This window comes from Balneola sp. EhC07, from assembly GCF_001650905.1.
In the GTDB taxonomy this organism is placed as follows: Bacteria; Bacteroidota; Rhodothermia; order Balneolales; family Balneolaceae; genus Balneola.
The window spans coordinates 71,977-94,298 of the sequence record NZ_LXYG01000002.1; the positions used below are offsets into that span (position 1 = coordinate 71,977).

Annotated in this window: 23 protein-coding genes; 19 read left to right on the forward strand and 4 right to left on the reverse strand. The window is 38.0% G+C overall.

What is annotated here, in order from left to right; translation table 11 throughout:
* Window positions 1-171: 171 nt before the first annotated feature.
* From A8B79_RS01370 to A8B79_RS01425, 12 genes are all read left to right on the forward strand, one after another.
* The gene (locus A8B79_RS01370) at window positions 172-546 is read left to right on the forward strand and encodes an NADH-quinone oxidoreductase subunit A (RefSeq protein ID WP_066217093.1); all 375 of its coding nucleotides are present in this window, start codon (window positions 172-174) and stop codon (window positions 544-546) included.
* A gap of 8 nt (window positions 547-554) precedes the next feature.
* On the forward strand, window positions 555-1,037 hold the full coding sequence (locus A8B79_RS01375) for an NADH-quinone oxidoreductase subunit B (RefSeq protein WP_066217096.1): 483 nt from the start codon (window positions 555-557) through the stop codon (window positions 1,035-1,037).
* A 3-nt stretch (window positions 1,038-1,040) separates the two neighbouring features.
* Complete coding sequence (locus tag A8B79_RS01380) at window positions 1,041-1,553, forward strand: NADH-quinone oxidoreductase subunit C (RefSeq protein ID WP_066217098.1); 513 nt, start codon at window positions 1,041-1,043, stop codon at window positions 1,551-1,553.
* Between the two features lie 5 nt (window positions 1,554-1,558).
* Entirely contained in the window at window positions 1,559-2,851 is a 1,293-nt protein-coding gene (nuoD, locus tag A8B79_RS01385) for an NADH dehydrogenase (quinone) subunit D (RefSeq protein WP_066217100.1), read from the forward strand.
* Window positions 2,851-3,390, forward strand: coding sequence for an NADH-quinone oxidoreductase subunit NuoE family protein (locus tag A8B79_RS01390; RefSeq protein ID WP_066217102.1), 540 nt, complete (start codon window positions 2,851-2,853; stop codon window positions 3,388-3,390). Before nuoD ends, A8B79_RS01390 begins: the two co-directional genes overlap by 1 nt.
* Window positions 3,391-3,393: 3 nt before the next feature.
* Window positions 3,394-4,677 carry an NADH-quinone oxidoreductase subunit NuoF gene (gene nuoF / locus A8B79_RS01395; RefSeq protein WP_066217103.1) on the forward strand — a complete coding sequence of 428 codons (1,284 nt, stop codon included), beginning with the start codon at window positions 3,394-3,396 and terminating at the stop codon, window positions 4,675-4,677.
* A gap of 64 nt (window positions 4,678-4,741) precedes the next feature.
* Window positions 4,742-6,478 (forward strand): molybdopterin-dependent oxidoreductase, encoded by a 1,737-nt coding sequence (locus A8B79_RS01400; RefSeq protein ID WP_066217106.1) that lies wholly within the window; start codon window positions 4,742-4,744, stop codon window positions 6,476-6,478.
* On the forward strand, window positions 6,478-7,503 hold the full coding sequence (gene nuoH, locus A8B79_RS01405) for an NADH-quinone oxidoreductase subunit NuoH (RefSeq protein WP_066217108.1): 1,026 nt from the start codon (window positions 6,478-6,480) through the stop codon (window positions 7,501-7,503). Before A8B79_RS01400 ends, nuoH begins: the two co-directional genes overlap by 1 nt.
* Window positions 7,504-7,751: 248 nt before the next feature.
* Window positions 7,752-8,276, forward strand: a complete 525-nt coding sequence (locus tag A8B79_RS01410; RefSeq protein WP_066217110.1) for a hypothetical protein — start codon at window positions 7,752-7,754, stop codon at window positions 8,274-8,276.
* Between the two features lie 73 nt (window positions 8,277-8,349).
* Complete coding sequence (locus A8B79_RS01415) at window positions 8,350-8,718, forward strand: cupin domain-containing protein (protein WP_066217530.1); 369 nt, start codon at window positions 8,350-8,352, stop codon at window positions 8,716-8,718.
* Between the two features lie 4 nt (window positions 8,719-8,722).
* A complete protein-coding gene (locus tag A8B79_RS01420; RefSeq protein WP_153038317.1) occupies window positions 8,723-9,367 on the forward strand; it encodes a hypothetical protein in 645 nt (214 codons plus the stop codon).
* 55 nt (window positions 9,368-9,422) lie between these two features.
* The gene (locus tag A8B79_RS01425) at window positions 9,423-10,949 is read left to right on the forward strand and encodes a tetratricopeptide repeat protein (RefSeq protein ID WP_066217113.1); all 1,527 of its coding nucleotides are present in this window, start codon (window positions 9,423-9,425) and stop codon (window positions 10,947-10,949) included.
* Window positions 10,950-10,953: 4 nt separating this feature from the next.
* On the opposite strand, the gene A8B79_RS01430 is transcribed toward A8B79_RS01425, so the two are convergent.
* The 4 genes from A8B79_RS01430 to speD form a co-directional block, all read right to left on the reverse strand.
* Window positions 10,954-12,597 carry a BamA/TamA family outer membrane protein gene (locus A8B79_RS01430; protein WP_066217115.1) on the reverse strand — a complete coding sequence of 548 codons (1,644 nt, stop codon included), beginning with the start codon at window positions 12,595-12,597 and terminating at the stop codon, window positions 10,954-10,956.
* An 18-nt stretch (window positions 12,598-12,615) separates the two neighbouring features.
* Window positions 12,616-13,467: a polyamine aminopropyltransferase gene (gene speE, locus A8B79_RS01435; protein WP_066217116.1), complete on the reverse strand. Its 852-nt coding sequence runs from the start codon at window positions 13,465-13,467 to the stop codon at window positions 12,616-12,618.
* Window positions 13,468-13,596: 129 nt separating this feature from the next.
* A complete protein-coding gene (locus A8B79_RS01440; RefSeq protein ID WP_066217118.1) occupies window positions 13,597-14,088 on the reverse strand; it encodes a pyruvoyl-dependent arginine decarboxylase in 492 nt (163 codons plus the stop codon).
* A gap of 6 nt (window positions 14,089-14,094) precedes the next feature.
* Window positions 14,095-14,502 (reverse strand): adenosylmethionine decarboxylase, encoded by a 408-nt coding sequence (gene speD / locus A8B79_RS01445; RefSeq protein WP_066217120.1) that lies wholly within the window; start codon window positions 14,500-14,502, stop codon window positions 14,095-14,097.
* 140 nt (window positions 14,503-14,642) lie between these two features.
* On the opposite strand from speD, the gene A8B79_RS01450 reads away from it, so the two are divergent.
* The 7 genes from A8B79_RS01450 (at window position 14,643) to A8B79_RS01480 (ending at window position 22,089) form a co-directional block, all read left to right on the forward strand.
* On the forward strand, window positions 14,643-16,625 hold the full coding sequence (locus tag A8B79_RS01450; protein WP_066217122.1) for an alpha-ketoacid dehydrogenase subunit alpha/beta: 1,983 nt from the start codon (window positions 14,643-14,645) through the stop codon (window positions 16,623-16,625).
* A 5-nt stretch (window positions 16,626-16,630) separates the two neighbouring features.
* On the forward strand, window positions 16,631-17,464 hold the full coding sequence (locus A8B79_RS01455; RefSeq protein WP_066217124.1) for a hypothetical protein: 834 nt from the start codon (window positions 16,631-16,633) through the stop codon (window positions 17,462-17,464).
* Window positions 17,465-17,546: 82 nt separating this feature from the next.
* Complete coding sequence (locus A8B79_RS01460) at window positions 17,547-18,467, forward strand: hypothetical protein (protein ID WP_153038318.1); 921 nt, start codon at window positions 17,547-17,549, stop codon at window positions 18,465-18,467.
* 262 nt (window positions 18,468-18,729) lie between these two features.
* Window positions 18,730-19,368, forward strand: a complete 639-nt coding sequence (locus A8B79_RS01465; protein WP_066217128.1) for a SatD family protein — start codon at window positions 18,730-18,732, stop codon at window positions 19,366-19,368.
* A 2-nt stretch (window positions 19,369-19,370) separates the two neighbouring features.
* Window positions 19,371-19,691, forward strand: coding sequence for a hypothetical protein (locus tag A8B79_RS01470; protein ID WP_066217130.1), 321 nt, complete (start codon window positions 19,371-19,373; stop codon window positions 19,689-19,691).
* Between the two features lie 35 nt (window positions 19,692-19,726).
* The gene (locus A8B79_RS01475) at window positions 19,727-20,824 is read left to right on the forward strand and encodes a PAS domain-containing sensor histidine kinase (protein ID WP_066217132.1); all 1,098 of its coding nucleotides are present in this window, start codon (window positions 19,727-19,729) and stop codon (window positions 20,822-20,824) included.
* Window positions 20,825-20,961: 137 nt separating this feature from the next.
* Window positions 20,962-22,089, forward strand: coding sequence for a serine hydrolase domain-containing protein (locus A8B79_RS01480; RefSeq protein WP_082894024.1), 1,128 nt, complete (start codon window positions 20,962-20,964; stop codon window positions 22,087-22,089).
* The last annotated feature ends 233 nt before the right edge of the window (window positions 22,090-22,322 follow it).

Consider the following 22,322-nt stretch of genomic DNA (forward strand, 5'->3'; position numbering starts at 1 on the left):
AAGTGTTAAACCGAATTGAATAGCTTTCGCGTTCATTTTATTTAGAATTATTCTTAATAAAAATTCCTGCTCATAAAAAGTAAATTTAAGCCTATATTCACGCCCGATTTCATTGACATTGCCAAACATTGAGGCTAACTTTTAGCTCATTAATTGTGACTTAATAATTCTATGCTCGACAGTTATTTTCCTATTTTAATTCTTGCCGGTATCGCCATCGTTCTGGCTCTTCTACTAATGACTCTGTCAAGAATACTTGGCCCCTACCGTCCAAACAAGCACAAATTGAATCCATATGAAAGTGGAATGGATCCTGTTGGGGAAGCCCGTGAAAGATATTCGATCAGTTTTTATCTGGTCGCAATGGAATTTATCGTGTTCGATCTAGAGGTTGTATTTATCTATCCATGGGCAGTAAGATATTTAGATTTAGGACTTGGAACGTTCATTTCAATGATGGTATTTATAACTATACTTCTGATCGGTCTTTTATATACTTTGAAAAAAGGAACTTTAGACTGGGATCTTAAAACAAATAAAATTTAGAGTTTATAATGGGAATTGAATCCGCACTTGGTGAAGGTTATTTAACCACCCGCTTAGACAAATTAATAAATTGGGGACGCGCAAATGCTGCATGGCCAATGCCAATGGGTTTAGCTTGTTGCGCTATTGAGATGATGGCTTTTGCAGGTCCGAAGTATGATGTATCCCGATTTGGGTCAGAAGTGTTTCGCTTCTCCCCTCGTCAAAGTGATGTAATGATCGTTGCAGGTTGGACTACCTATAAAATGTCACATGCGATTCGCAGAATCTGGGATCAAATGCCTGATCCGAAATGGTGTATCGCAATGGGAGCCTGTGCTTCTACCGGTGGAATGCACAGATGCTACGGAGTAGTTCAGGGAGTAGATAATTTCCTTCCTGTTGATGCTTACGTTTCCGGCTGCCCACCAAGACCGGATGCTGTAATACACGCACTAATGAAAATTCAAGACAAAATTAAAACAGAACATTCTGTTCTTTTGGATACCTAGTCTATGAGCTTAGAATTAAATGACACTTTACAAACTCTGGTAGATGGACTTACAGAAAATTTTTCTGATAAGCTTATAGAAGTCTATCAAAGTAGCGGAGACACTTTTGTACGGGTTGAAGCTGATTCAATTCTGGAAATATCAAAATATCTTAAAAAGAAGCAGCATTTTGTTTTCCTTTGCGATGTTTTTGGTAACGATCGCTACACTTCTGACGAGCGCTTTGAAGTTGTTTATAACCTTATGAACCTTCGTACACAAACCAGAGTATTTATTAAAGTTCGTGTAGAAGAAGAAAACCCAACATTAGAATCAGTTTCTTCGGTTTGGAAGGCTGCAGGTTGGAACGAACGCGAAGTTTACGATATGTTCGGAGTTCGTTTTGAAAACCACCCTGATCTAAGAAGAATATTTATGCCTGAAGATTTTGAGTATTTCCCGATGAGAAAAGAATTTCCTCTTTTGGGAATTCCGGGATCGATAGAATTGCCGAACACAACACCAGATACGGAGTAAGGCATATGAAAGTAACAGATATTAACAGTAGAGTAAATCCGCAGTTTCAGGAGAAACATCAGCGTAGTATATATAAAAGTCTTGAAGACAAACATACTACTATTGAAGATGTGGATATCGATGATCCATTAAATGCCAAGATGATCCTGAATATGGGTCCTCAGCATCCTGCAACTCACGGAGTTCTTCGTTTAGTACTTCAATTGCGTGGAGAAACCATCGAGAAAACAAAACTTGATATTGGATATCTACACAGAGGCGTTGAAAAAATTGCTGAGAACAAAACGTATCAGGAGTTTATGCCATACACGGATCGTATGGATTACCTCTCTCCTTACAGCAATAATGTTGCGCTTTGTTTGGCTGTCGAAAAAATTGCAAGTGTTGAAGTACCCGACCGCGCTCAATATATAAGGATGATCGGTTGTGAATTGGCACGAATGTCCTCTCACCTTCTTTGGTTGGGAACAATGGTTATGGATGCCGGAGCAATTTCCTTCTTTATCTGGACGTTCCGTGAGCGTGAAAAGATCTATGATATTATGGATCAGATCGCAGGACACAGATTTACGGTTTCGCATTCCAGAATTGGTGGTGTTGCTAATGATTTGACCAGTGACGCTTCTGCAATCATCAAAGAGTTCATCACTAAGTTCCCGCAAGAGCTTAAAGACTGGCATGGACTTTTAGACCGAAACAGAATCTTCATCGACAGAAACGAGAATGTTGGTGTTCTGGAAACTGACAAAGCTCTGGATATTGGAGCAACGGGACCAGTTTTAAGAGCTTCGGGTTTTGCTGTTGATCAACGAATTATTACTCCATATTCGAAATATGACGAAGTAGAATTTGAAGTTCCTACTCGTTTAGAAGGCGATAATCTTGCCAGATACTTTGTGCGTATGGAAGAAATGAAAGAAAGTATCAGAATTATTCAGCAGTGTTTAGATAAAATGCCTAAAGGCCCGATCAGATCTAACAATGCTAAACATGCCTACCCTTCAAAAGATGAGGTTTATTACTCGATGGAAGGTATGATTCACGACTTTATGATGACCGATACAGGAATTTGTCCGCCTGCCGGAGCAGAATGCTACCATGCTGTAGAGTCTCCAAAAGGCGAGCTTGGATATTACATTCAAAGTGACGGAACCGGACATCCCTGGAGAATTAAAATTAATACTCCTTCATTCAGAAACCTGCAGGTACTCGAAAACATCCTCGATGGAGAGATGGTTGCTGATACTGTAGTTGTGATTGGTGGAGTTGACCCTGTAATGGGAGAAGCAGATAAATAATGGCGAATAACTACGAATTCACCCCGGAAGATTTAAAAGAGATTGAGACTATCAAAGCTAAGTTCCCGGAAGTAATGCCGGCTACTTTACCTACTCTTTGGGTTGCTCAACGAAGATTTGGACATGTGGAACCTGAAGTACAGCATTTGGTTGCTGAGACTTTAGACCTGCCCGTTTCCCACGTACACGGTGTTGCAACTTTCTATACTCAGTATTACAAAGAGAAAATGGGCAAGTATGTACTTGATGTATGTACTACAACAAGTTGCCAGCTTTGTGGCGGATATGATATGCTTCATTATCTTGAAAATAAACTTGGCATTAAAGCAGGTGAAACTACCAAAGACGGAATGTTTAGCATCCAATCTGTGGAATGTTTAGGAGCTTGTGGATATGCTCCAATGATGCAGATCACAAACGATGTGTATGTAAACAATCTTACAGAAGAAAAGCTTGATGAAGTTATTGAAAGCTTGAAAGCAGATAAAATGCCTGAATTTGAATCGGTTGGTATGCCACAACACACGGAAAGGAGTTAAGAAATGTCATTCGATTGGAAATCATATACTCCCGTAATTATCCCGGATACCCCAAATCTTCATGAGATCGACGTTTACACCAAAAATGGTGGTTATGACTCTCTAAAAAAGGTTTTGTCTAACGATTGGGATCCTGAAAAAGTAATTAATGAAGTTAAAGCTGCAAATATCCGTGGACGTGGTGGTGCAGGATTTAATGCAGGCTTAAAGTGGTCTTTTATGCCGAAACCTGACGGCGGACCAAGATATTTAGCTTGTAATGGTGATGAATCAGAGCCGGGTACTTTTAAAGACCGAAAGATATTCGAATACAATCCTCATCTTTTCATTGAAGGAGCTCTTATTGCAGCTTATGCAATGCAGTGTTCCGCCATTTATGTATACATCCGTGGAGAGTATTACTCCTGGATAAAGATGATGGAGAAAGCTCTTAAAGATGCTTACGACAAAGGCTTTATCGGAAAGAATATACTTGATTCCGGATTTGATGTGGAATTTCATGTTACTGGCGGAGCAGGAGCTTACATCTGTGGTGAAGAAACTTCCATGCTTGAATCTCTGGAAGGAAAACGTGGATATCCAAGAGTTAAACCTCCCTTCCCTGCTCAAAAAGGATTATGGGGACGTCCAACCACAATCAACAATATTGAAACACTTGCGTGTGTGCCATTGGTAATTAAAAATGGTGCTGATTGGTTTTCCGGAATCGGAGCAGAAACTCATCCCGGACCGGTTCTTTATGGAATTTCAGGACATGTTAACCGACCCGGAGTTTATGAATTACCAACAGGAATGCCTGTTCTCACTTTGATCGAAGAAGTTGCCGGTGGAATGAGAAACGGAAAGAAACTTAAAGGATTGATTCCCGGTGGTTCTTCCACTCCTATTCTTAGAGGTGATGCTCTTGATGGAGTTAATATGGATGCTGATTCATTGCGTGAAGCCGGTTCTATGATGGGAACTGCAGGAATGATCGTGATGGATGAAGATACTGACATGGTTGAAATGCTGTGGAGAATTTCTCATTTCTATCATCATGAGTCCTGTGGACAATGTACTCCATGTCGTGAAGGAACCGGTTGGTTAGAAAAGATCTTATTGAAGATCAGAAACGGTGACGGCGAGATCAGAGATCTTGAATTATTGATCGATCTTTGTTCACAGATGGAAGGACGGACTATTTGTGCGCTTGCTGATGCTGCTGCATGGCCGGTGCGTTATACTATTGACAGATTTAGAGACGAATTTGAAGCTCGGTGCAAAAAAAGTACATATGCACTTGCTTAATTATCAACCACAAAGAACACAGAGAAAAACAGCTTAGTGCCCTCTGTGGTTTAAATAAGAAATTATGCCAGAAATATTTATAGACGGTAAACGATACGAATTTGAGGGCAAACCTAAATTGCTCCAGTTCATTTTGGATAATGGTAAAGAAGTACCATTCTTCTGCTACCACCCTGAAATGAGCGCGCCTGCAAATTGTCGCCAGTGTTATGTAAAAGTTGGAACTCCTGTACAGAATCGGGAAACAGGCGAATACGAACTGGATGAAAATGGTGAACGAGTTATTCGTTGGTTCCCTAAAATGCAGACATCTTGTAGCATGGAAATGACCGATGGAATGGTTGTTCATACTCAGGAATCCAGCGAAGAAGTGGCACGTGCTCAAAAAGACACTATGGAGTTGATCCTGATCAACCACCCTCTTGATTGCCCGATTTGTGATCAAGCAGGAGAATGTCCTCTTCAAATTCAGACTTATAAATACGGACCTGAAGGCTCCCGTTTTGAAGTCAAGAAAGTTCATAAGCCTAAAAGAGTTGAACTTGGACCAAGAGTAACTTTAGATGCGGAACGTTGTATCAACTGTACACGCTGTGTTAGATTTACTGAGGAGATTTCCGGTACACATCAGCTTACAATTGCTTCAAGGGGCGATAAAAACTATCCGATTACTGCTCCGGGAATGGAATTTGATGATCCATATTCTTTGAATACTGTTGATATTTGTCCCGTTGGAGCACTTACTTCTACCGATTTCAGATTTAAGGCTCGCGTTTGGGAAATGAATCAGACTCCAAGCATCGATATTACCGGAGGTAAAGGAACTAATGTTGATCTTTGGACTCGTGATAATTTGGTATTACGTCTTACTCCTCGTTACAATGAGAACGTGAATACTCACTGGATGCCTGATGAATCACGAATGGCTTACACAAAATTCAATGAGAATCGTATTTCAAGACCTTCTATTAAAGCGGATGGTGATAATCAGATCAAAACTTCGTGGAACAATGCAATTGAGACATTTGCAGAAAAGCTTGAAGCTGTAAAACCTGCTGATGTTCTGGTATTAGGTTCAGCTCATGCATCTGTTGAGGAAAATTATGCTCTGATGAAAACATTCAGCACTTGGGGCGTAAATGATTTCCACTTCTCTCCTGATGTTAAAGAAGGTTTTGGTGATGATTTCTTATTAACGGACGATCAGGCTCCAAATACAAAAGGCGTTAAGGCTCTAGGTTTTTCTGAAACTTCAGCTGAAGATCTCAAAGCAGCAATTAAATCAGCAAAAGTTGTAGTACTGCTAAACGATGAATTAGTAGATCGTGGGGTACTTGGTTCTGAAGATCTCAAAAAGCCATATGTAATTTCACTTGCTACTAACGAGACAGAAACATCAAAGTCAACAGATCTTGTTATTCCAATTACTTGTATTGCTGAACACGCTGCAAGTTATGTAAACGTAGAAGGTAGAATTCAACGCTCCCTTCCTGCGAAAGAAACCAAATACACTCATCGTAAATTGGATCTTGAGATGTCGGAGGGTCGACTTGATCGCTATGGAACCAATTTTGACAACTGGGTTAACGAAGATAACAAAGTTGATTGTACTCCAACCTGGGAGCTCATGAATAATCTTGGAAAGAGATTAGGATTGTCTGTCCAATTTGGCACATCCAGAGAAATAATGGATGAGATCGCTTCTTCAAATTCTAGTTTTGAAGGTGTTAGTTATGAGAAAATGGACGATGAAAACGGAATCCAGTTAACCGGAATGAATAAAGAAGAGGTATCTGCATAATGAATCCAGCTATTCTTGAAATCGGACCTTTAGCAATACCTGTTTGGGCAATCGTTCTCGGAGTTGGAATGATAAGTTATTTGAACTCAGCTGCTATTCTTGTTTATGCTGAGCGTAGAATCGCTGCTTTTATACAAAATCGTGTTGGACCGAATCGTGTTGGACCTTTCGGTTTACTACAACCTTTGGCTGATGTACTTAAGCTACTTTTAAAAGAAGATGTAACCCCTACTCACGGATACAAAAAACTTCACGCAATTGCTCCGATGATTCCGGTGATCACGGCATTGCTTTCTGTTGCAGTTATTCCTTTTGGTGCAGGTTTGTATGTAACCGATATTAATGCAGCTGTTCTGTATTTACTTGCTGTTGCTTCTCTTGGTGTTTATGGAGTAACGCTAGCGGGTTGGGCATCAAATAGTAAATATTCTCTTCTTGGTGGATTGAGAGCAGCGGCTCAAATGATAAGCTATGAACTGCCAATGGGAATGGCTGTTGCTTCTGTAATTTTGATGACAGGATCTCTCAGCTTAGTTGATATAGCAGAATCACAATCTATGTGGTGGAATTTCTTTGTAAATCCACTTGGTGCTGTGATCTTCATTATTTGTGCATTTGCAGAATCAAATCGTACTCCTTTTGATCTTGTAGAAGCAGAGCAGGAACTAGTTGGTGGCTTTCACACAGAGTACAGCTCTATGAAATTCGGAATGTTCTTTCTGGCTGAATACATGCACGTATTCATTGGAAGTATCTTAATAACAACGTTCTTCTTTGGTAGTTACCACCTTCCATTTGCTGATCTTTATATACCTGCAGACATGAATATATGGTTAAAAGGTATTTTGGATGTATCTGTATTTACCTTGAAAGTTTGCTTCTGGTGCTTTGTATTTATTTGGGTTCGTTGGACGATTCCACGCTTCAAATACAATCAGGTAATGAAATTGGGTTGGGCAAGATTACTTCCTCTCAGTATCATTAACTTTATGGTGATAGCAACTATCATGTACTTCACCAACTGAAATTAGACATCAAATTTCGCTCTTCGTAACCCTGGTTCTTAATTGAGTCAGGGTTTTTTTGATCACTGATTTTTTCCCTTTTCTCACCTTTCACCTTTCACCTTTCACCTTTCACCTTTCACCTTTCACCTTTCACCTAAAATATCGCATCAATTGCCTAACCCAAACATGTGATAACAACCTTGTTTGCAGTTAGATAAATTCTTTCAGGCTTTAAAAAAGAAGTCTTAACATTAACGGAGTAAGTCATGAAACATTCAAAATCTTTATTACCACTACTTTCAATATTATTACTAACTCAAGCATGTACTATAACAAATGAAGGTCCACGTGGACCACAAGGAAATGACGGTGCAGACGGAGTTCAAATTTATTCTAGTACAAGTACAATTTTCGCTGATGACTTTGACATCGTTGATGAATTTGTTTCTATAAATGAATTCGAATGGGACTTGCTGGATGAATCTACTGTGGATGAAGGATTAGTTCTTGGCTATTTACAGTTTGAAGGAACTACTTCATGGCACGCATTGCCTTTCAGCACTCCTTTTGAGAATGATCTTGTAAACCTCAGATATGTGTTTGATATAAACAGTTTCGATCTTTTATTAGAAGGTGAGGTTGCTGATAATAATGAAGTAAATGAAGATCTCTTTGATGGAGATGTATTACGAGTAGTTGCCATCCCCCCTTCATTGTTATTCAAAAGCAAAGGTCTAGATTACAGAAACTACAATCAGGTTGCTGAATTTTATGGATTAGATGATGAATAATTCCTGATTCAAATAATTACATTTTTTTCTTAATTGGCTGTGCATTTGCATGGCCTTTTTATTTTCTTTCAGGATGAGTAATTCAATTAATCTGCTGAAGAAATTTAGCCAGTTCAACGACCAATGGTCTCCGAAAATCATCGCAGAGTGCAACGGGCAACTTATAAAACTCGCAAAGATCGAAGGTGAATTTGTTTGGCACAATCACCCGGACGAAGATGAAGTTTTCTTTATAGTAAAAGGTAAACTATTGCTTAAATTCAGAGACAAAGATGTACATCTTAAAGAAGGTGAATTATATGTAGTTCCAAAAGGTGTCGACCATTTCCCTGTCGCTGACAAAGAATGCTGGGTAATGTTGATAGAACCTAAAGGTACTAAACATACCGGTGAGACTGATTTTGAACTTTCTGTTGATGAAAAAGATCAGAAGTGGATCTAAATATATGAAAACAAAAAAAATTCGGGGCTTTAATCAGGTACTTCATCAAATCCAGGAATGGAGATCACAAATCATAGATTTAGATCTGGATGTTATTCGCTCAAATCAAAGAGATTATGCTAAAATTTGGGTTCCTCCATACAGCAATCTCTCACTAGGAAATTCTACCTACCCAGAGCCGAAAGGACAAGCACGAAAAGAAATTCTGAAAGTCTTGCTGGATACTTACGACAGCTGGAAAACAACTCTGGATACTTTGGATGAACCCTATTATCTCAAAATATGGCTTTATGATCAGCGCTTCTCACAATCACAGGTAGTATGTGGTATAAATAGTTTTTTGGACTTTTATGAAAGCACCTTTCATAAACCTGAGGATCAGAAAAAGATCGATCCTACGAATTATGGAAAACTAAGCAATAGGATTCAATCACTTGAATGGGAATATGCTTGGGATGAAGAACATTTCGATGACACTACTATTGGCGAGATTGATGAATATGCTACGGAAAAAGACTTTTATGAAACGAGAAGATGGTTTAAAGAGCGCTTAAAAAAACCACATCGTAAAATTAAAAATCCTGATCCGGATAGCGATATAAAAGAATACTATTCATTCCGACTTGGTACCGTGTGGATTGGTGGTTAATTAACATATGGTATCATAAAAACTCTAAACTATTTTAAATTTATTTCTTCAAACAATGACTTTCTACCAAAAACTACTTTCAAGCCTTTTATTAGTATTTCTTTTTTCACAACTATCTTTTTCCCAAGATAAAGAGCTCGATTTACTTGTGGATGCAATGTGTGTCTGTATTACCTCAGATGCTATAGAAAATGAAAATATGGAATCTGATGAAGTAGAAGAATGCTTTGAAGATGTGATGGGCCAAGAAATGGATCAAATGGAAACTATGTTTGAAGATTCATCAAAAACAGATGAAGAAAATGATGCTTATTTCCAATCAGAGATACTTCCAAAAATGATGACAAAATTAGCATCCACTTGTCCTCAGGTTATAACCTTTTTTATGCAAGCTGCACAAAAGGAAGCTGATGAACAAGCTGACTCTCTAATAAGCATATATGAATTAGGTATAGAATACACTGAATCAGGTAAACCTGACGCTGCTATTGAAGAATTTAATAAAGCCCTTCAGATTGAAGAGTCAAAGGAATTATATAACCTGAGAGGTGTTGCTAAAATTAATAAAGGAGATTTTTATGCAGCTTTAAGTGACTTCAGCAGGGCACTGGAATTAGATCCGGAATATAGCGTAGCGTTAGGTAATCAAGGTTTTGCCAAATTACAGATCGGTGACTTTAATAATGCGATTACTGATATCAAAAGATCTCTGGCAATGGATTCAGTAAATGCAAAAGCCTATAACAATCTTGGGCTGGCATATATATACACAGAACAGTTTGATCTTGCTGAACAAGTTCTCAATATAGCCATTGAACAAGATTCAGTGTATCTGGATGCCTGGAACAACCGCGGTTATAACTTTATGATCCAGGAACTTTATGAAAATTCGATTGCAGACTATAAAAAAGCTTTGTCCATTGATTCTACTTACACAAATGCTAGCTTTAATATCGCATTCTCTTATGAAAACTTAGGATACTTTGAAAAGGCTAAAAACTATTACAATCTCACGCTGAAATATCTCGCAGATAACCCAAATGTTTACAATCGAAGAGGATTAGTAAACCTCGAACTTGAACTGCATGAAGAAGCTATCGAAGACTTCCAAAAGGCTTTTGAAATTGATTCAACAGAGCTCACCTTTCTTGCAAATCAGGCTTTTGTCTTGAAGGATATGGAGGAATTTGAGAGGTCTCTTGAAGTCTATTCGCAACTGATTGAGAAATCCCCGGATAATCTTGATTACATTTATCAAAGAGGAATAGCAGAATATGAAGCAGGATTGTTTACAGATGCTTTGGTTGACTTTTCTGAAATTCTTAACGTTGAAAAAACGAATGCAGAAGTTTATGACTACAGAGCAAGAACCCATGTTAATCTGGAGAACTATCAAGAAGCCATAGATGATTATACGAAATCAATTGAAATCTATAACGCTGACCCTGTAGTATTTAAAGAGCGCGGCGAAAATTATCTTAAGCTGGATCAGACAGAAAAAGCTTGTTCTGATTTTAATAAAGCAAAAGCACTGGATTCGGAAGAAGTTGACGAATTGTTAGCCAAACATTGTAAGGAATAAGAATTTATAGACCTGTACTTATTCCAAAATGCACTTTTCCATTTCCGAATGTTTCGGTAGATGAAAGTGCATACGTAAATTTCAATCTTCCAATTGCAGTTCTGAAGCTTAATCCGAATCCGCCTGAGTAAAGAAAATCTTTTTGGATAAAGCTATTGTCTGTTTCGGAATATAATTGTGGTCTTTTATAAATACCGGCCGCAGTAAACAGGAATAGATAAGAATACTGATCCGTAAGGAAACGATATTCGATATCTCCCCAAAGCAATTCAGATGCTGTAAATTGTTCTTCTGAATAGCCTCTTAAAGAATTAGCTCCTGCGAACCTGACCAGATCGCTTTCTGTAAACTGATCTCCGATCACATAAAACCCATTGATGCTCGTCGCTAAAACAGATTTCTCGAACAGTGGTATATAGCTTCTTACTTTCGTCTCTAATCTCTGTTGACGAAAAGCCAGTGCTGAATCCTCCTCAATATCTTTATTCGCAACTCCGTAGATAACATCTAAAGAAAAGCCTGAAGTCGGAACCTCCCTCCTGTCCAGTTTTGAAAAGTTAAATCCAAGATCACCGCCTTGCTTCTTCCCGTCCGGTTCTTTTGAAAAGTTCGAGGTGGAACCTGAGATCGAACTTTGAGAATAAATCCTGCTTTTAATACTAAATTCAGAATTAAGGAAATAACTGCCCGACAACCCAATGTTCCTCGTTTGATAAGTTGTGTCATTCTGATAAAAAGAGAAATCCATTCCAATGCTTAACGGAATATTTGCTATCCAATCCTGAGATATTCCGAGGTTTAAGCGGCTTGTTTCCGGTTTTAAGCGCTGATATTGTAATTCGAAGGCATTGCCCTCTCTTAACACATTCCAAAGCGATATATCAAGATCTCCAACAATTTGACCCTTACCGGTTTCATCAGGCACAAAACCGATCAATCCATCCAGTTGATTCAGATTTTGCTCTTTAACTTCAAACAGAACTACATAATTGTCATTTTCTAAATATATAAATGGATCTGAGACTTGCTCAACTAACTCACTAGAACTAAGGTTTCTTCTGATACGGTCCAGGTTTTCCTTTGAAGCCACAAGGGAATCTTCCATTTGAGCCAATCTGGATAAATAGCTTTGAGAATTTATCGTGTTTCCTTTAAAAATGGTCTTGCTGACGCGGATCTGCTCGCTGCATATTTTTTTAGCTGTAATAGAAACGGCTTTCGACAGAGAATCTAAGTTTACTTCCTCTATACTGACCTTAGCATTTAAATAGCCTTCTTCTACTGTTTTAAGATATTCTTCGTTAATACGTTTTTCAATCAACTCTTTTGAGTAAAACTCTCCAGTAATCTCATAAGCAACAAATACGCTATCTACTTCAAGTTCAAAAGCTAAACTCCTTATTCGATATCTTTGTCCGGTTTTAACTTGGATTGGCTCTTCAGCTGTTGATGAAATCTGAACATCGAAATACCCGTTATCAGAATAGAAAGTCGTTAGTTGTTGAATTCTACTTTTCTGATTTTCTTCCGGCAAGACTATACTTCTGTAGATTTCACCGTTCTCTAATACCTGTATTGATCTTTCCTGAGCAAAACCTATCCCGGGTATACTGATCAATACTACTAAAGAGAAAAGGAATTTAGTCATATATGCTAAACGATGAGTCTAGCAAATAATTTCGGCTACAAAATTCGGTAATGCAAACGATCCCTGATGAACGTCCTTGTTATAGTATTTCAGATCACTACCAAACTCTGATAATCCCTTCTCTATTCTTTCAACAATTTCCGTTTCCTCAGGTTGGCTTCCTTTCGAAGCAAAAGCAAAACTCCACATTCCTGCGGGATATAATGGTATGAAGCCCAGATACATAGAGGATTTATCAAATACTAATTCTAATGCATCGAAAACTTGTTTAATGCTTGAATGATACTCTTCAACCCATGGCGATTCCGTCTGTCCGGTAAGCACACCGTCTTTCTTTAAAGCTGTAAAACATAATTCAAAGAATTCCTTTTCAAACAGACCTTCTGCCGGACCAACAGGATCAGAACCATCAATAATTATTACATCATATTCAGCAATCGAATTTTTTACAAAAGCGATACCATCTTCAAAAAGCACATTTAAGCGAGGATCTTCCCAGGCTCCAACATCCGGTAAAAATTCTTTCGAAGCCCTGACAACTGCTTCATCAATTTCCACCATATCAACTTGTTTGACTGAAAAATGTCTAAGTACTTCTCTTGCCGTTCCACCATCTCCACCTCCAACTATCAACACTTTTTCAGGATTCGGATGTGAAAACATACCTACATGCGCCAGCATTTCATGATAAACGAACTCATCCTTTTCGGAAAGCATCACCATTCCATCGATGGTCATCAGATTTCCCCATGTATCCGTTTCAAAAACTTCAACCTTCTGATACGGAGTTTGCTCAGAAAACAGAACTTTGTTTACGCCAACGGTAAGTCCCGTTCTTTTGTGATAATACTCGTTATAGACGCTAGACATAAGACGTAAGATTTAAGATGGCTAATTGGCAAACTAAACTGCTAAACGTCATACTAATCACACTTGTTAAATTCTTGAATCATTTTTCTCATGTCTTTCATCTTAATTCTTTTGTCTTAAATCTTATGTCTATTTATACCAAAGAACAGCAGCCGCAAATGTAGCAGCACACTTAGTAACCTGATGTTCAACGCCAACGAACTTGATCTCTTTAAGAGCTCTCTTTCTATATTCGAAGGCGTCCACAACCATTTGCTTCACAATAGTTTCCACATATTCCAAACGAGTATGATCTTCGAATTCCATGATCACTCCGGGTTGCGTTTCATCTTCAGGAATACCAACTGCAATTGCAGAAGCGATCCACATTTGTGGAGTTTGCGAATCAATATGAGCATAAGCCAGAGGAATCAATCCACCGCCCGGTAATTCTATTTCATCTCTGGAAACTTCCTTTGCTCCCGGAGGACAAATACTACTCATTCTCATCAGGTTGGTATCTCCAACTCCTGCCTCAAGCAATGCATTATCAAAAGCGTTCAATCTTGTATTTCCTTCCGCTGCACCTGACACCAAACAATATACATTCGGGGTTTCTACCATTGTCATCTTAGACTTCATTCTATCTTAATTCTCTTTTACTGTTTCTGTTGAAGGTTTGAAAAGCAATCTTTGTCCTTGTGGCACTTTGAATAAACCCCTCTTCATTTCCATACTGGATATATTTTTCGAAGAAAATGCTTCCTTGAGAAATTCCTGAATTATCCAGGGATCGATCGTATCACCGCAGGTAAAAATATCTACTGCAGCGTAATTATATTCCGGCCAGGTGTGTATGGCTACATGCGATTCAGCAATTACAACTACTCCACTAACGCCATAAGGACTGAATTTGTGAAAATTATGCGAAATAATAGTCGCATTAGCTTCCTTTGTTGCATTAAGCATCGCTTCTTCAATGAATTCAACATCATTTATCGAGGAGCTGTCGCAATCATAAAATTCAACTAAGATCTGTCTTCCAAGTGCTTCCAATAATCAGGATAGTTAAAAAATTAATAGTATGGATTAACCGCTTTGGTTATTATTGATGAACAGTTATACTTAAAAAAAGTTCAAAAAATTCATCAATCTTTTTTCAAAGTCCCCAAGATACGGATATTTCTAAAAATTCAATGATTAAGACTTCTAAAAAAATTTCGAAAGCTAAAGCGATTGAAATTTACACTTCACTCCTTCTTCCTCGACAGATAGAGGAACGCATGCTGAACCTTCTCAGACAAAACAAAATCAGTAAATGGTTTTCAGGAATTGGTCAGGAAGCCGTTGCAGTTGGTGTCGCACTTTCTTCCAAAAAGGAAGATTTCATCCTGCCCATGCACCGAAATCTTGGTGTATTCACTACTCGCAAAGTTCCATTCTATCCATTGTTTTGTCAACTTTTTGGTAAAGCGGATGGATTCAGTGGTGGACGCGAACGCTCTTTCCATTTTGGAACCCTGGAGCACAACATCGTTGGAATGATCTCTCATTTAGCCGCAATGATGCCGGTGGCAGATGGGCTTGCATTAGCTTCAAAGATTCGTAATGAAGATTCTGTAGCTTTCTCTTTTTGCGGAGATGGAGCCACAAGCGAAGGTGATTTTCATGAAGCACTGAATTTAGCCGCCGTCTGGAAGCTCCCCGTTGTGTTCGTTATTGAGAATAATGGATATGGACTTTCAACACCGACAAATGAACAATTTGCTTGCGAAAAGCTTTCTGATCGTGCCAAAGGATATGGAATGAAAGGCTTTCATATCGATGGGAATAACATCCTTGAAGTAATGGAAACCATTGAAAAAGCCCGAAAACTAGCTTTAAAAGGTGAGCCCGTTTTGATAGAAGCTAAAACCTTTCGTATGCGTGGACACGAAGAAGCATCCGGAACTCATTACGTTCCTGATATTTTATTTAAAGATTGGGCTGAAAAAGATCCTATTCTAAGATTTGAGCAATTCTTAGAAAAAGAAGGATTTGCAGATCAAAAAGAGTTTGAGAAGATCAAAGAAGAAGTAAAAACTTCCTTCAAAAAAGATCTGGATAAAGCTTTAAAAGCTGATGAACCGGTTTGGAACAAAGAAAAGGAATTGGGAGCGGTTTATGCGGAAGCACCAACTTCAAAACCTGCTCCTAGCAATGGTAAAAAAGTAGAACGTAGATTTGTAGACGCCATTCAGGCCGGATTGAAGCAAGCCTTTGAAGAAGATGATTCTACTATTATTCTGGGACAAGATATTGCAGAGTATGGCGGAGTGTTTAAGATAACTGAAGGCTTCTTAGAACAGTTCGGGGCCGACAGAGTACGTAATACTCCAATTATTGAGTCGGGAGCCTTAGGGGCCGCGCTAGGACTTTCTTACGCGGGAATGAATCCTGTGGTGGAGATGCAGTTCTCGGATTTCATTTCCTGTGGATTTAATCAGATTGTGAATAATATTGCAAAATCTCATTACCGATGGAGTCCCGCCGTAAATATGACCATTCGCGCTCCTCATGGTGGTGGCGTTGGTGCAGGTCCATTTCATTCTCAATCTCCGGAAGGATGGTTTATGCAAATTCCCGGTTTAAAAGTTGTGGTTCCGGCTACCGTTGAAGATGCTCAGAATTTGCTGTACAGTTCTATGTTCGATCCGAACCCGGTGTTATTCTTTGAGCACAAAAAACTGTACCGAAGTATTCGGGAAGATGTTTCTGAGAAAGCAGTGTACGAACCACTCGGAAAAGCCAAAGTTCGCAGAGAAGGAACTGATGCAACAATAGTTACTTACGGTATTGGCGTTTGGTGGGCATTGGAAACAGCAGAAGAATTAGCCAAAGAAGGAATCTCACTGGAAGTGATCGATCTGCGAACCCTCCTTCCCCTCGATCTGGAAACGATCAAGACATCTGTTGCCAAAACTCACAAAGTGTTGCTCTTACAAGAACCTTCTCTAACGATGGGCCCAATGGCTGAAATCTCAGCGCTGATCTCCGAACATTGCTTTGAAGAACTGGATGGTCCTGTAATCAGATGCGGCTCTTTGGATATGCCTGTCCCCTTCAACAAAGCACTGGAAGATGAGTTTTTGAAAAGGAATGTTTTTGAGGAAAGCATAAAACAACTAATAAAATACTGATTGATATGAGTGATTCTTATCCAAAATCTAAAGTTATGAGGATAGTTTGGGGCTTTAATGGAATAGCACTTTCTATAGTTCTAATTATGATAATTCCTCAAGGTTTTTACGAGTTAAAAAGAACTTTTTTTAATGATTCATATAATGAAAATGACAGAGGTTTGATCGTTGGGAAAAAAGCAGAAAGAGCTGGTGAACTCAATATCGACCTGCAACATTTGATGTATGAACGTCCAACTAAGATAGATTCTACAGATTTTTATTATTCATCCGTAGTCGTTCAAGACAAGGAACTTCCTCAAGAAGTAATTGATGACATAAATAGTGCTGCAGATATCAGTATTTTTATTGTTGGAGCCAGAATTAACATCATTTTCTTTAATGAAGATCGTACGGAAGTAAGAAGGTTGCTTCCTGCTAATGGATATATTTCTGATGTAAGTATAGGTAGTGAAATTAGTTCATATTATGGCAGTAACAACACTTTCAATGACTTCAATCTATACAGTATTGCTTTATCTGATGACAATGGAGATGGAAGAATCAATGAGAATGATAATATGCCGTATTACATCTCGAACTTAGACGGCACTGACTTAAGACAAATTACACCGGATTCACTCAAGCTGGATTCTTACTGGATTTCAGACAATGAAAATGAGATCTATTTCGATAGATTGATCGAAGACACTTCTAAACCTCTAATTGGAAATGGCAGACGTAATTACTTCGAAAAAACAAGAATTGTTTACTACTACAATCTCAAAACCAACGAGTTTAAGCTTTTTGATGAACTTCAAAGTGAGTTTGATAGCATTCAGGAATCGTTTAAAAATTGACCGCCTCTTATTCAGAATAAAATAGTTATAAGAATTAATTAGAATTGTTATGGTCGACTTTGAAAGCCCTCTTTTTATTCGTTTGGCTGCAAAACAATCGATTGTTTTGGAAAGGATGCTTTCCAACCCCTCCCGGTTCAGACCTGAAGCCATAAAGCTTGCAGTGTACATTCTGGAAAAAAGAAAAGAAAGCCCTGACTATGATTCATATTCTTTATATGACTTAATAGATGCAAGAAACCATATAAACGAAGAGAAATTCCCGGTTAGAACCCACTATTTAGACTTACAAATTTCTGCCAGAAAGCGAAAAGACCATGAAACTTCAAAAGAAGACAAAAATAAAGCACAAAGAGATGCTATTAAGATCAATCCCAGACTAAGTGTAACTATTAAAAAGGGTGGTAATAAACCTGATGAAGAAACCGAGATTTCTTTAGAAGACTTTAAAGGTTTTCTATTAGAACCTTCATATAGCCAATATCTTAAAATCGAAGACTCTACAACAGAACTCTTCATTATGTATGATCCTGGTAAAACTCAGCATGGATACTATTTTGAATACTTTGATAAGTATACTGAGCTTGAATATCGATCACAGCTTCACGGTCTATCCATAGAATTTACAATCCGATTTTTAAAAGACTTCCTTGAAAAAGGAAAAAGCAGCTTCAAAGAAATTGATTGGGTTCAAATAAAATCTAAATCCATCTTCAGTTTAATTTTTTTGCTCACTCCAATAGCATTACTCTTCGTTTTGGGTATTAGTTATAAATTTAAAATAGACCCACTATATGAACTCATTATAGTATATAAGAGCGCTTTTATTCAACCACTGCTTTACTTTATATTGGCTTTATCCATCCTAAAAACTTTTAAAGATAGAAATCAACTTAAAAACCTACCTAAATTAACTGGACTTGAAAAATATGATACTATCACTAATCTATTTGTTCCTTTTATAATTGCAGCTTTGATTTATTTTGGGCTATTTGAAAGTTAATTATAATCTCCCTCCCAAGTTCCTGCTTGGGAGAACCAGAAGGAGCTCCTGCTCCATCTAAATCAAGCTTCAACTAGTAGATCACTTCGCTCCGCTCGTGAATGGCTCAATGATACAGAACCTATTGTTTCCCCTCACTAACGCTTGTGTCACGCTTGTGTCACGCTTGTGTGATATAAGCTTCTACATCTGATACAAACCCATTTGTTTCATTTTTAATGAAACAAATTGCATTGTTTCATTTTTTTTGATACAATACAGCATGCCTAAAAAACAACATAGCTATCCCATATTTATGGGAGACGTAGTTAACAGCTCCGATTATGACGGAGAGGTGCTCAGCAAAGGACTGAAAGAGCTTGTTGAAAGTACAAACAAGAAGTTCGGTAAAGCCATCCTCTCTCCTCTTACCATTACCTTGGGGGATGAATTTCAGGGAATACTGAGCTCGGTATCTTCCGGAATAGATCTGCTTTTTCATCTTGAAGAAGAATTACTCAAAACAGAACCTGATTTTAAACTTCATTACGTACTTCTACTGGGCGAGATCGAAACGGAAATAAACCCCGATATAGCCTATGAGATGATGGGTAAAGGTTTAACCGAAGCCCGAAAAATGCTTTCATCCAAAAAAAGAAATCGTAAACGTTTCCGGTTTAAACTTCAGAATAAAGAGCAAACGGAGCAGCTTTCAAGGATATTTGAAGTATTGGATACGATCATCCTGAACTGGAAAAAAGAAGATTATCCTTTGATACTGGATATGATCAACAACGACAACAATAGTGAAGTAGGCGAACTTCATGATAAAAACCGAGATCAAATCTGGAAAAGACGAAAAACTTTGATGATCAATGAGTATAATCTGCTAAAAGATTTCATCAACACATACATCAAATAACTATGATTGGAGATATGCTCGTTGGTTGGTTAGTGATGGAATTGTTCGCTAATATTTCGATCAACGTTATTCTGGGACATTCAAATACAAGCTGGAGCTCGTTTGGTAAAGGCGTGTTGGAAAGATTATTTTTGTCTGTAGGAATTTTAGCAGGCTACCCACACGTGATCATCGCCTTTGGAGCGTTGAAAATAGGTACACGTTTACACGAGGACAAAAACTCCAAAATCTCTAACGATTATTTTCTAGTTGGTAATTTTATATCACTGTTAGCAGTTGTAATATACGTGTATATCTGCTTCAATTTTTTTGGATGGGGATAAAGAAACAACATAAAATATATAACTCCTATTGATTAATGAGTAAAGCAGATACAGCAAAAGCTGAAGAATCGCTAACAGATTATCCCTTAGAACCTTTTTTTAATGACACTAATGACCTGTTTTGCATAGCAGGTTTTGATGGTTTTTTCAGAAAAGTCAATCCTGCAGTCACAAGAGTGTTGGGTTTCTCAGAAGAGGAACTTTATTCCCGATCTATAAAATCGTTTATACATCCACTGGATCAGGAACATACCTGGAAATACAGAAAGAGACTTATCAGTGGGTCAGGGTTTAAGAAATACGAGAACCGATATCTTACCAAAAGCGGGGAAACTGTTTGGCTTTCATGGACTTCAATTCCTGTAGATCAATATGGCGTGGTTTATGCCGTGGCAAAAGATATCACTCAAGCGAAACAAAGAGAAGAAGAGCGAAATGAGTTAATTACAAATCTGACTCAGATCAATAAAGAACTGAAAAATATCACCTATACTACTTCTCATGATCTTAGAACACCGGTAAGTAACCTTATGTCTGTGTTTAGTTTACTGGATTTAAGTAAGATACAGGATGAAGAAACTCTAGAGTTTATAAATATTCTGAAGTCCGCAACCGACCAACTTCAAAGCACTTTGAATGATTATGTGGATATCCTGAATAAAAAGAATTCAGCCTATTCTGCAATCTCAACTAATAAGCTAAATGAAACAGTTGAAGAAGTTATAAACTCAGTTGAAGCGTTGATCAGAGAAACAAAAACAATTATAAATATGGATATTTCTCCGGATATATCCATTCCTTTTAACCGGGGAAATTTAAAGAGTGTAATACTGAATCTGCTAACTAACTCAATTAAGTATGCACATCCTGAAAGAAGTGCAGTTATTGCAATAAAAGCTGTCGAAGAAAGTAATAAAATCACCTTCACATTTAGCGATAATGGTATCGGTTTCGACAGCGAGGCAAATGCTGACAGGATTTTTGAGCTGAACCAAAAGTTTCATGACCACGAAGACAGTAAAGGAGTCGGGCTTTACCTAGTTCATAATCATATATCAAACATGGGCGGCAAAATTTCTGTGAATAGTACCATCAATAAAGGCACTATTTTTACCATTTCATTCAAGAAATAGATGATTCTTATTTAAATTTTTGACCTCATTACTGATCTGTAAGACGTAATAGATTGACAATGTGTCATTTTCTGGTACCGGATATATTGCTTCATTAACTGTTCAGATATAGATTCAGTAAACTTAACATCCGAATAATGAAAAAAATCGTTCTACTACCCTTTCTGTTGCTGATCAGCTATTCCTCTGTAAATGCATATCAAGCAGAAGAACTAAAACTTTCACTTCAAGAGCTTATTGATAATGCAATTGAACAAGATTCTACCATCCCCGGAATTCTTTTGCATGTTGAAGCGCCTGATCTAAATCTTTCCTACTCAGTTTCTTCAGGGGTTTCAGATCTTTCAACAAGAGCTCCGTTACCCGAAAACGGTACAGCTCGAATTGCCAGCAATACCAAAACCTATGTAGCAGTTTCTGTGTTAAGACTATGGGAACAGGGAATGCTTGAGCTTGATGATCCTATCAGTAAACACATTTCAGGTAAACACGCTCAAATTCTCAAAAGTGATGGATATGATCTTAATAAAATTACTATACGACATCTTTTAACTCATACTGCCGGATTATTTGATCATGCCGGATCAAACACGTACATCGAAAAAGTATTTGCTGACCCTTCTCATGAGTGGACCAGAACTGAACAAGTTCAGGGTTGCGTTGATTGGGGTAATCCTCTTTTTGAACCCGGAGAACAATTCAGTTATTCTGATACCGGATATATTCTTCTTGGAGAGATCATTGAAAATGTCACTGAGAAATCTTTAGGAAAAGCTGTTCGCGAGCTCATTGGCTTCAAAAAGATTGGTTTAAATGCAACCTGGTGGGAGAAAATTGAACAAAAACTCACTGCTTCACCGGAGAGAATACATCAATATTTTCAAGGAATGGACACCTTTAATTTTGATCCATCCTTAGATCTTTATGGCGGTGGTGGATTGGTTGCAAACACCAAAGACATGGCCAGATTTTATCAAGAACTATTTGCCGGAAATGTTTTTGAGCAATCTTCCACTCTGGATACTATGATTACAAAAGTGAGTTTTCCTGAAGAGTATACCCCTTCCAGTGACTACAGAATGGGAATCTTTTACTTCAAGTTTAACGAAATGGATATGTATTCTCATTCAGGGTTTTGGAGCACTCAAGCAACCTACATTCCTGAATTAAATGCTTCGGTTTCTATTATCATTACTCAATTCGCAAAAGGGAGATTGATAAACAGACTTTTGAATGAAACTGCTGGTTTGCTAGAGGGTTATTAAGGGCGACCATCAAAAAGATAAACGATGACCCGCTCTATTTTTTTTTAGATGATTGTGATCCTATTTCGCCGGATGTGAACATTCTGCTAGCTTAAATTCTCCCACTTCAGAGTTTAAGCTAGTAGAGCCTTCAGGCTCGGCATTAAGCCCCAAAGTCATCTCGCGGTGTATACCCGAGATCTGGATTTTTTAAAAGGCTAAACCTCAATAAGTATTAGATTCTCTGCATTCGG

Coding starts and splice junctions, on each gene's coding strand:
- A8B79_RS01370 (WP_066217093.1), top strand. CDS start 172: ATGCTCGACAGTTATTTTCCTATTTTAATTCTTGCCGGTATCGCCATC.
- A8B79_RS01375 (WP_066217096.1), top strand. CDS start 555: ATGGGAATTGAATCCGCACTTGGTGAAGGTTATTTAACCACCCGCTTA.
- A8B79_RS01380 (WP_066217098.1), top strand. CDS start 1,041: ATGAGCTTAGAATTAAATGACACTTTACAAACTCTGGTAGATGGACTT.
- nuoD (WP_066217100.1), top strand. CDS start 1,559: ATGAAAGTAACAGATATTAACAGTAGAGTAAATCCGCAGTTTCAGGAG.
- A8B79_RS01390 (WP_066217102.1), top strand. CDS start 2,851: ATGGCGAATAACTACGAATTCACCCCGGAAGATTTAAAAGAGATTGAG.
- nuoF (WP_066217103.1), top strand. CDS start 3,394: ATGTCATTCGATTGGAAATCATATACTCCCGTAATTATCCCGGATACC.
- A8B79_RS01400 (WP_066217106.1), top strand. CDS start 4,742: ATGCCAGAAATATTTATAGACGGTAAACGATACGAATTTGAGGGCAAA.
- nuoH (WP_066217108.1), top strand. CDS start 6,478: ATGAATCCAGCTATTCTTGAAATCGGACCTTTAGCAATACCTGTTTGG.
- A8B79_RS01410 (WP_066217110.1), top strand. CDS start 7,752: ATGAAACATTCAAAATCTTTATTACCACTACTTTCAATATTATTACTA.
- A8B79_RS01415 (WP_066217530.1), top strand. CDS start 8,350: ATGAGTAATTCAATTAATCTGCTGAAGAAATTTAGCCAGTTCAACGAC.
- A8B79_RS01420 (WP_153038317.1), top strand. CDS start 8,723: ATGAAAACAAAAAAAATTCGGGGCTTTAATCAGGTACTTCATCAAATC.
- A8B79_RS01425 (WP_066217113.1), top strand. CDS start 9,423: ATGACTTTCTACCAAAAACTACTTTCAAGCCTTTTATTAGTATTTCTT.
- A8B79_RS01430 (WP_066217115.1), bottom strand. CDS start 12,597: ATGACTAAATTCCTTTTCTCTTTAGTAGTATTGATCAGTATACCCGGG.
- speE (WP_066217116.1), bottom strand. CDS start 13,467: ATGTCTAGCGTCTATAACGAGTATTATCACAAAAGAACGGGACTTACC.
- A8B79_RS01440 (WP_066217118.1), bottom strand. CDS start 14,088: ATGAAGTCTAAGATGACAATGGTAGAAACCCCGAATGTATATTGTTTG.
- A8B79_RS01450 (WP_066217122.1), top strand. CDS start 14,643: ATGATTAAGACTTCTAAAAAAATTTCGAAAGCTAAAGCGATTGAAATT.
- A8B79_RS01455 (WP_066217124.1), top strand. CDS start 16,631: ATGAGTGATTCTTATCCAAAATCTAAAGTTATGAGGATAGTTTGGGGC.
- A8B79_RS01465 (WP_066217128.1), top strand. CDS start 18,730: ATGCCTAAAAAACAACATAGCTATCCCATATTTATGGGAGACGTAGTT.
- A8B79_RS01470 (WP_066217130.1), top strand. CDS start 19,371: ATGATTGGAGATATGCTCGTTGGTTGGTTAGTGATGGAATTGTTCGCT.
- A8B79_RS01475 (WP_066217132.1), top strand. CDS start 19,727: ATGAGTAAAGCAGATACAGCAAAAGCTGAAGAATCGCTAACAGATTAT.
- A8B79_RS01480 (WP_082894024.1), top strand. CDS start 20,962: ATGAAAAAAATCGTTCTACTACCCTTTCTGTTGCTGATCAGCTATTCC.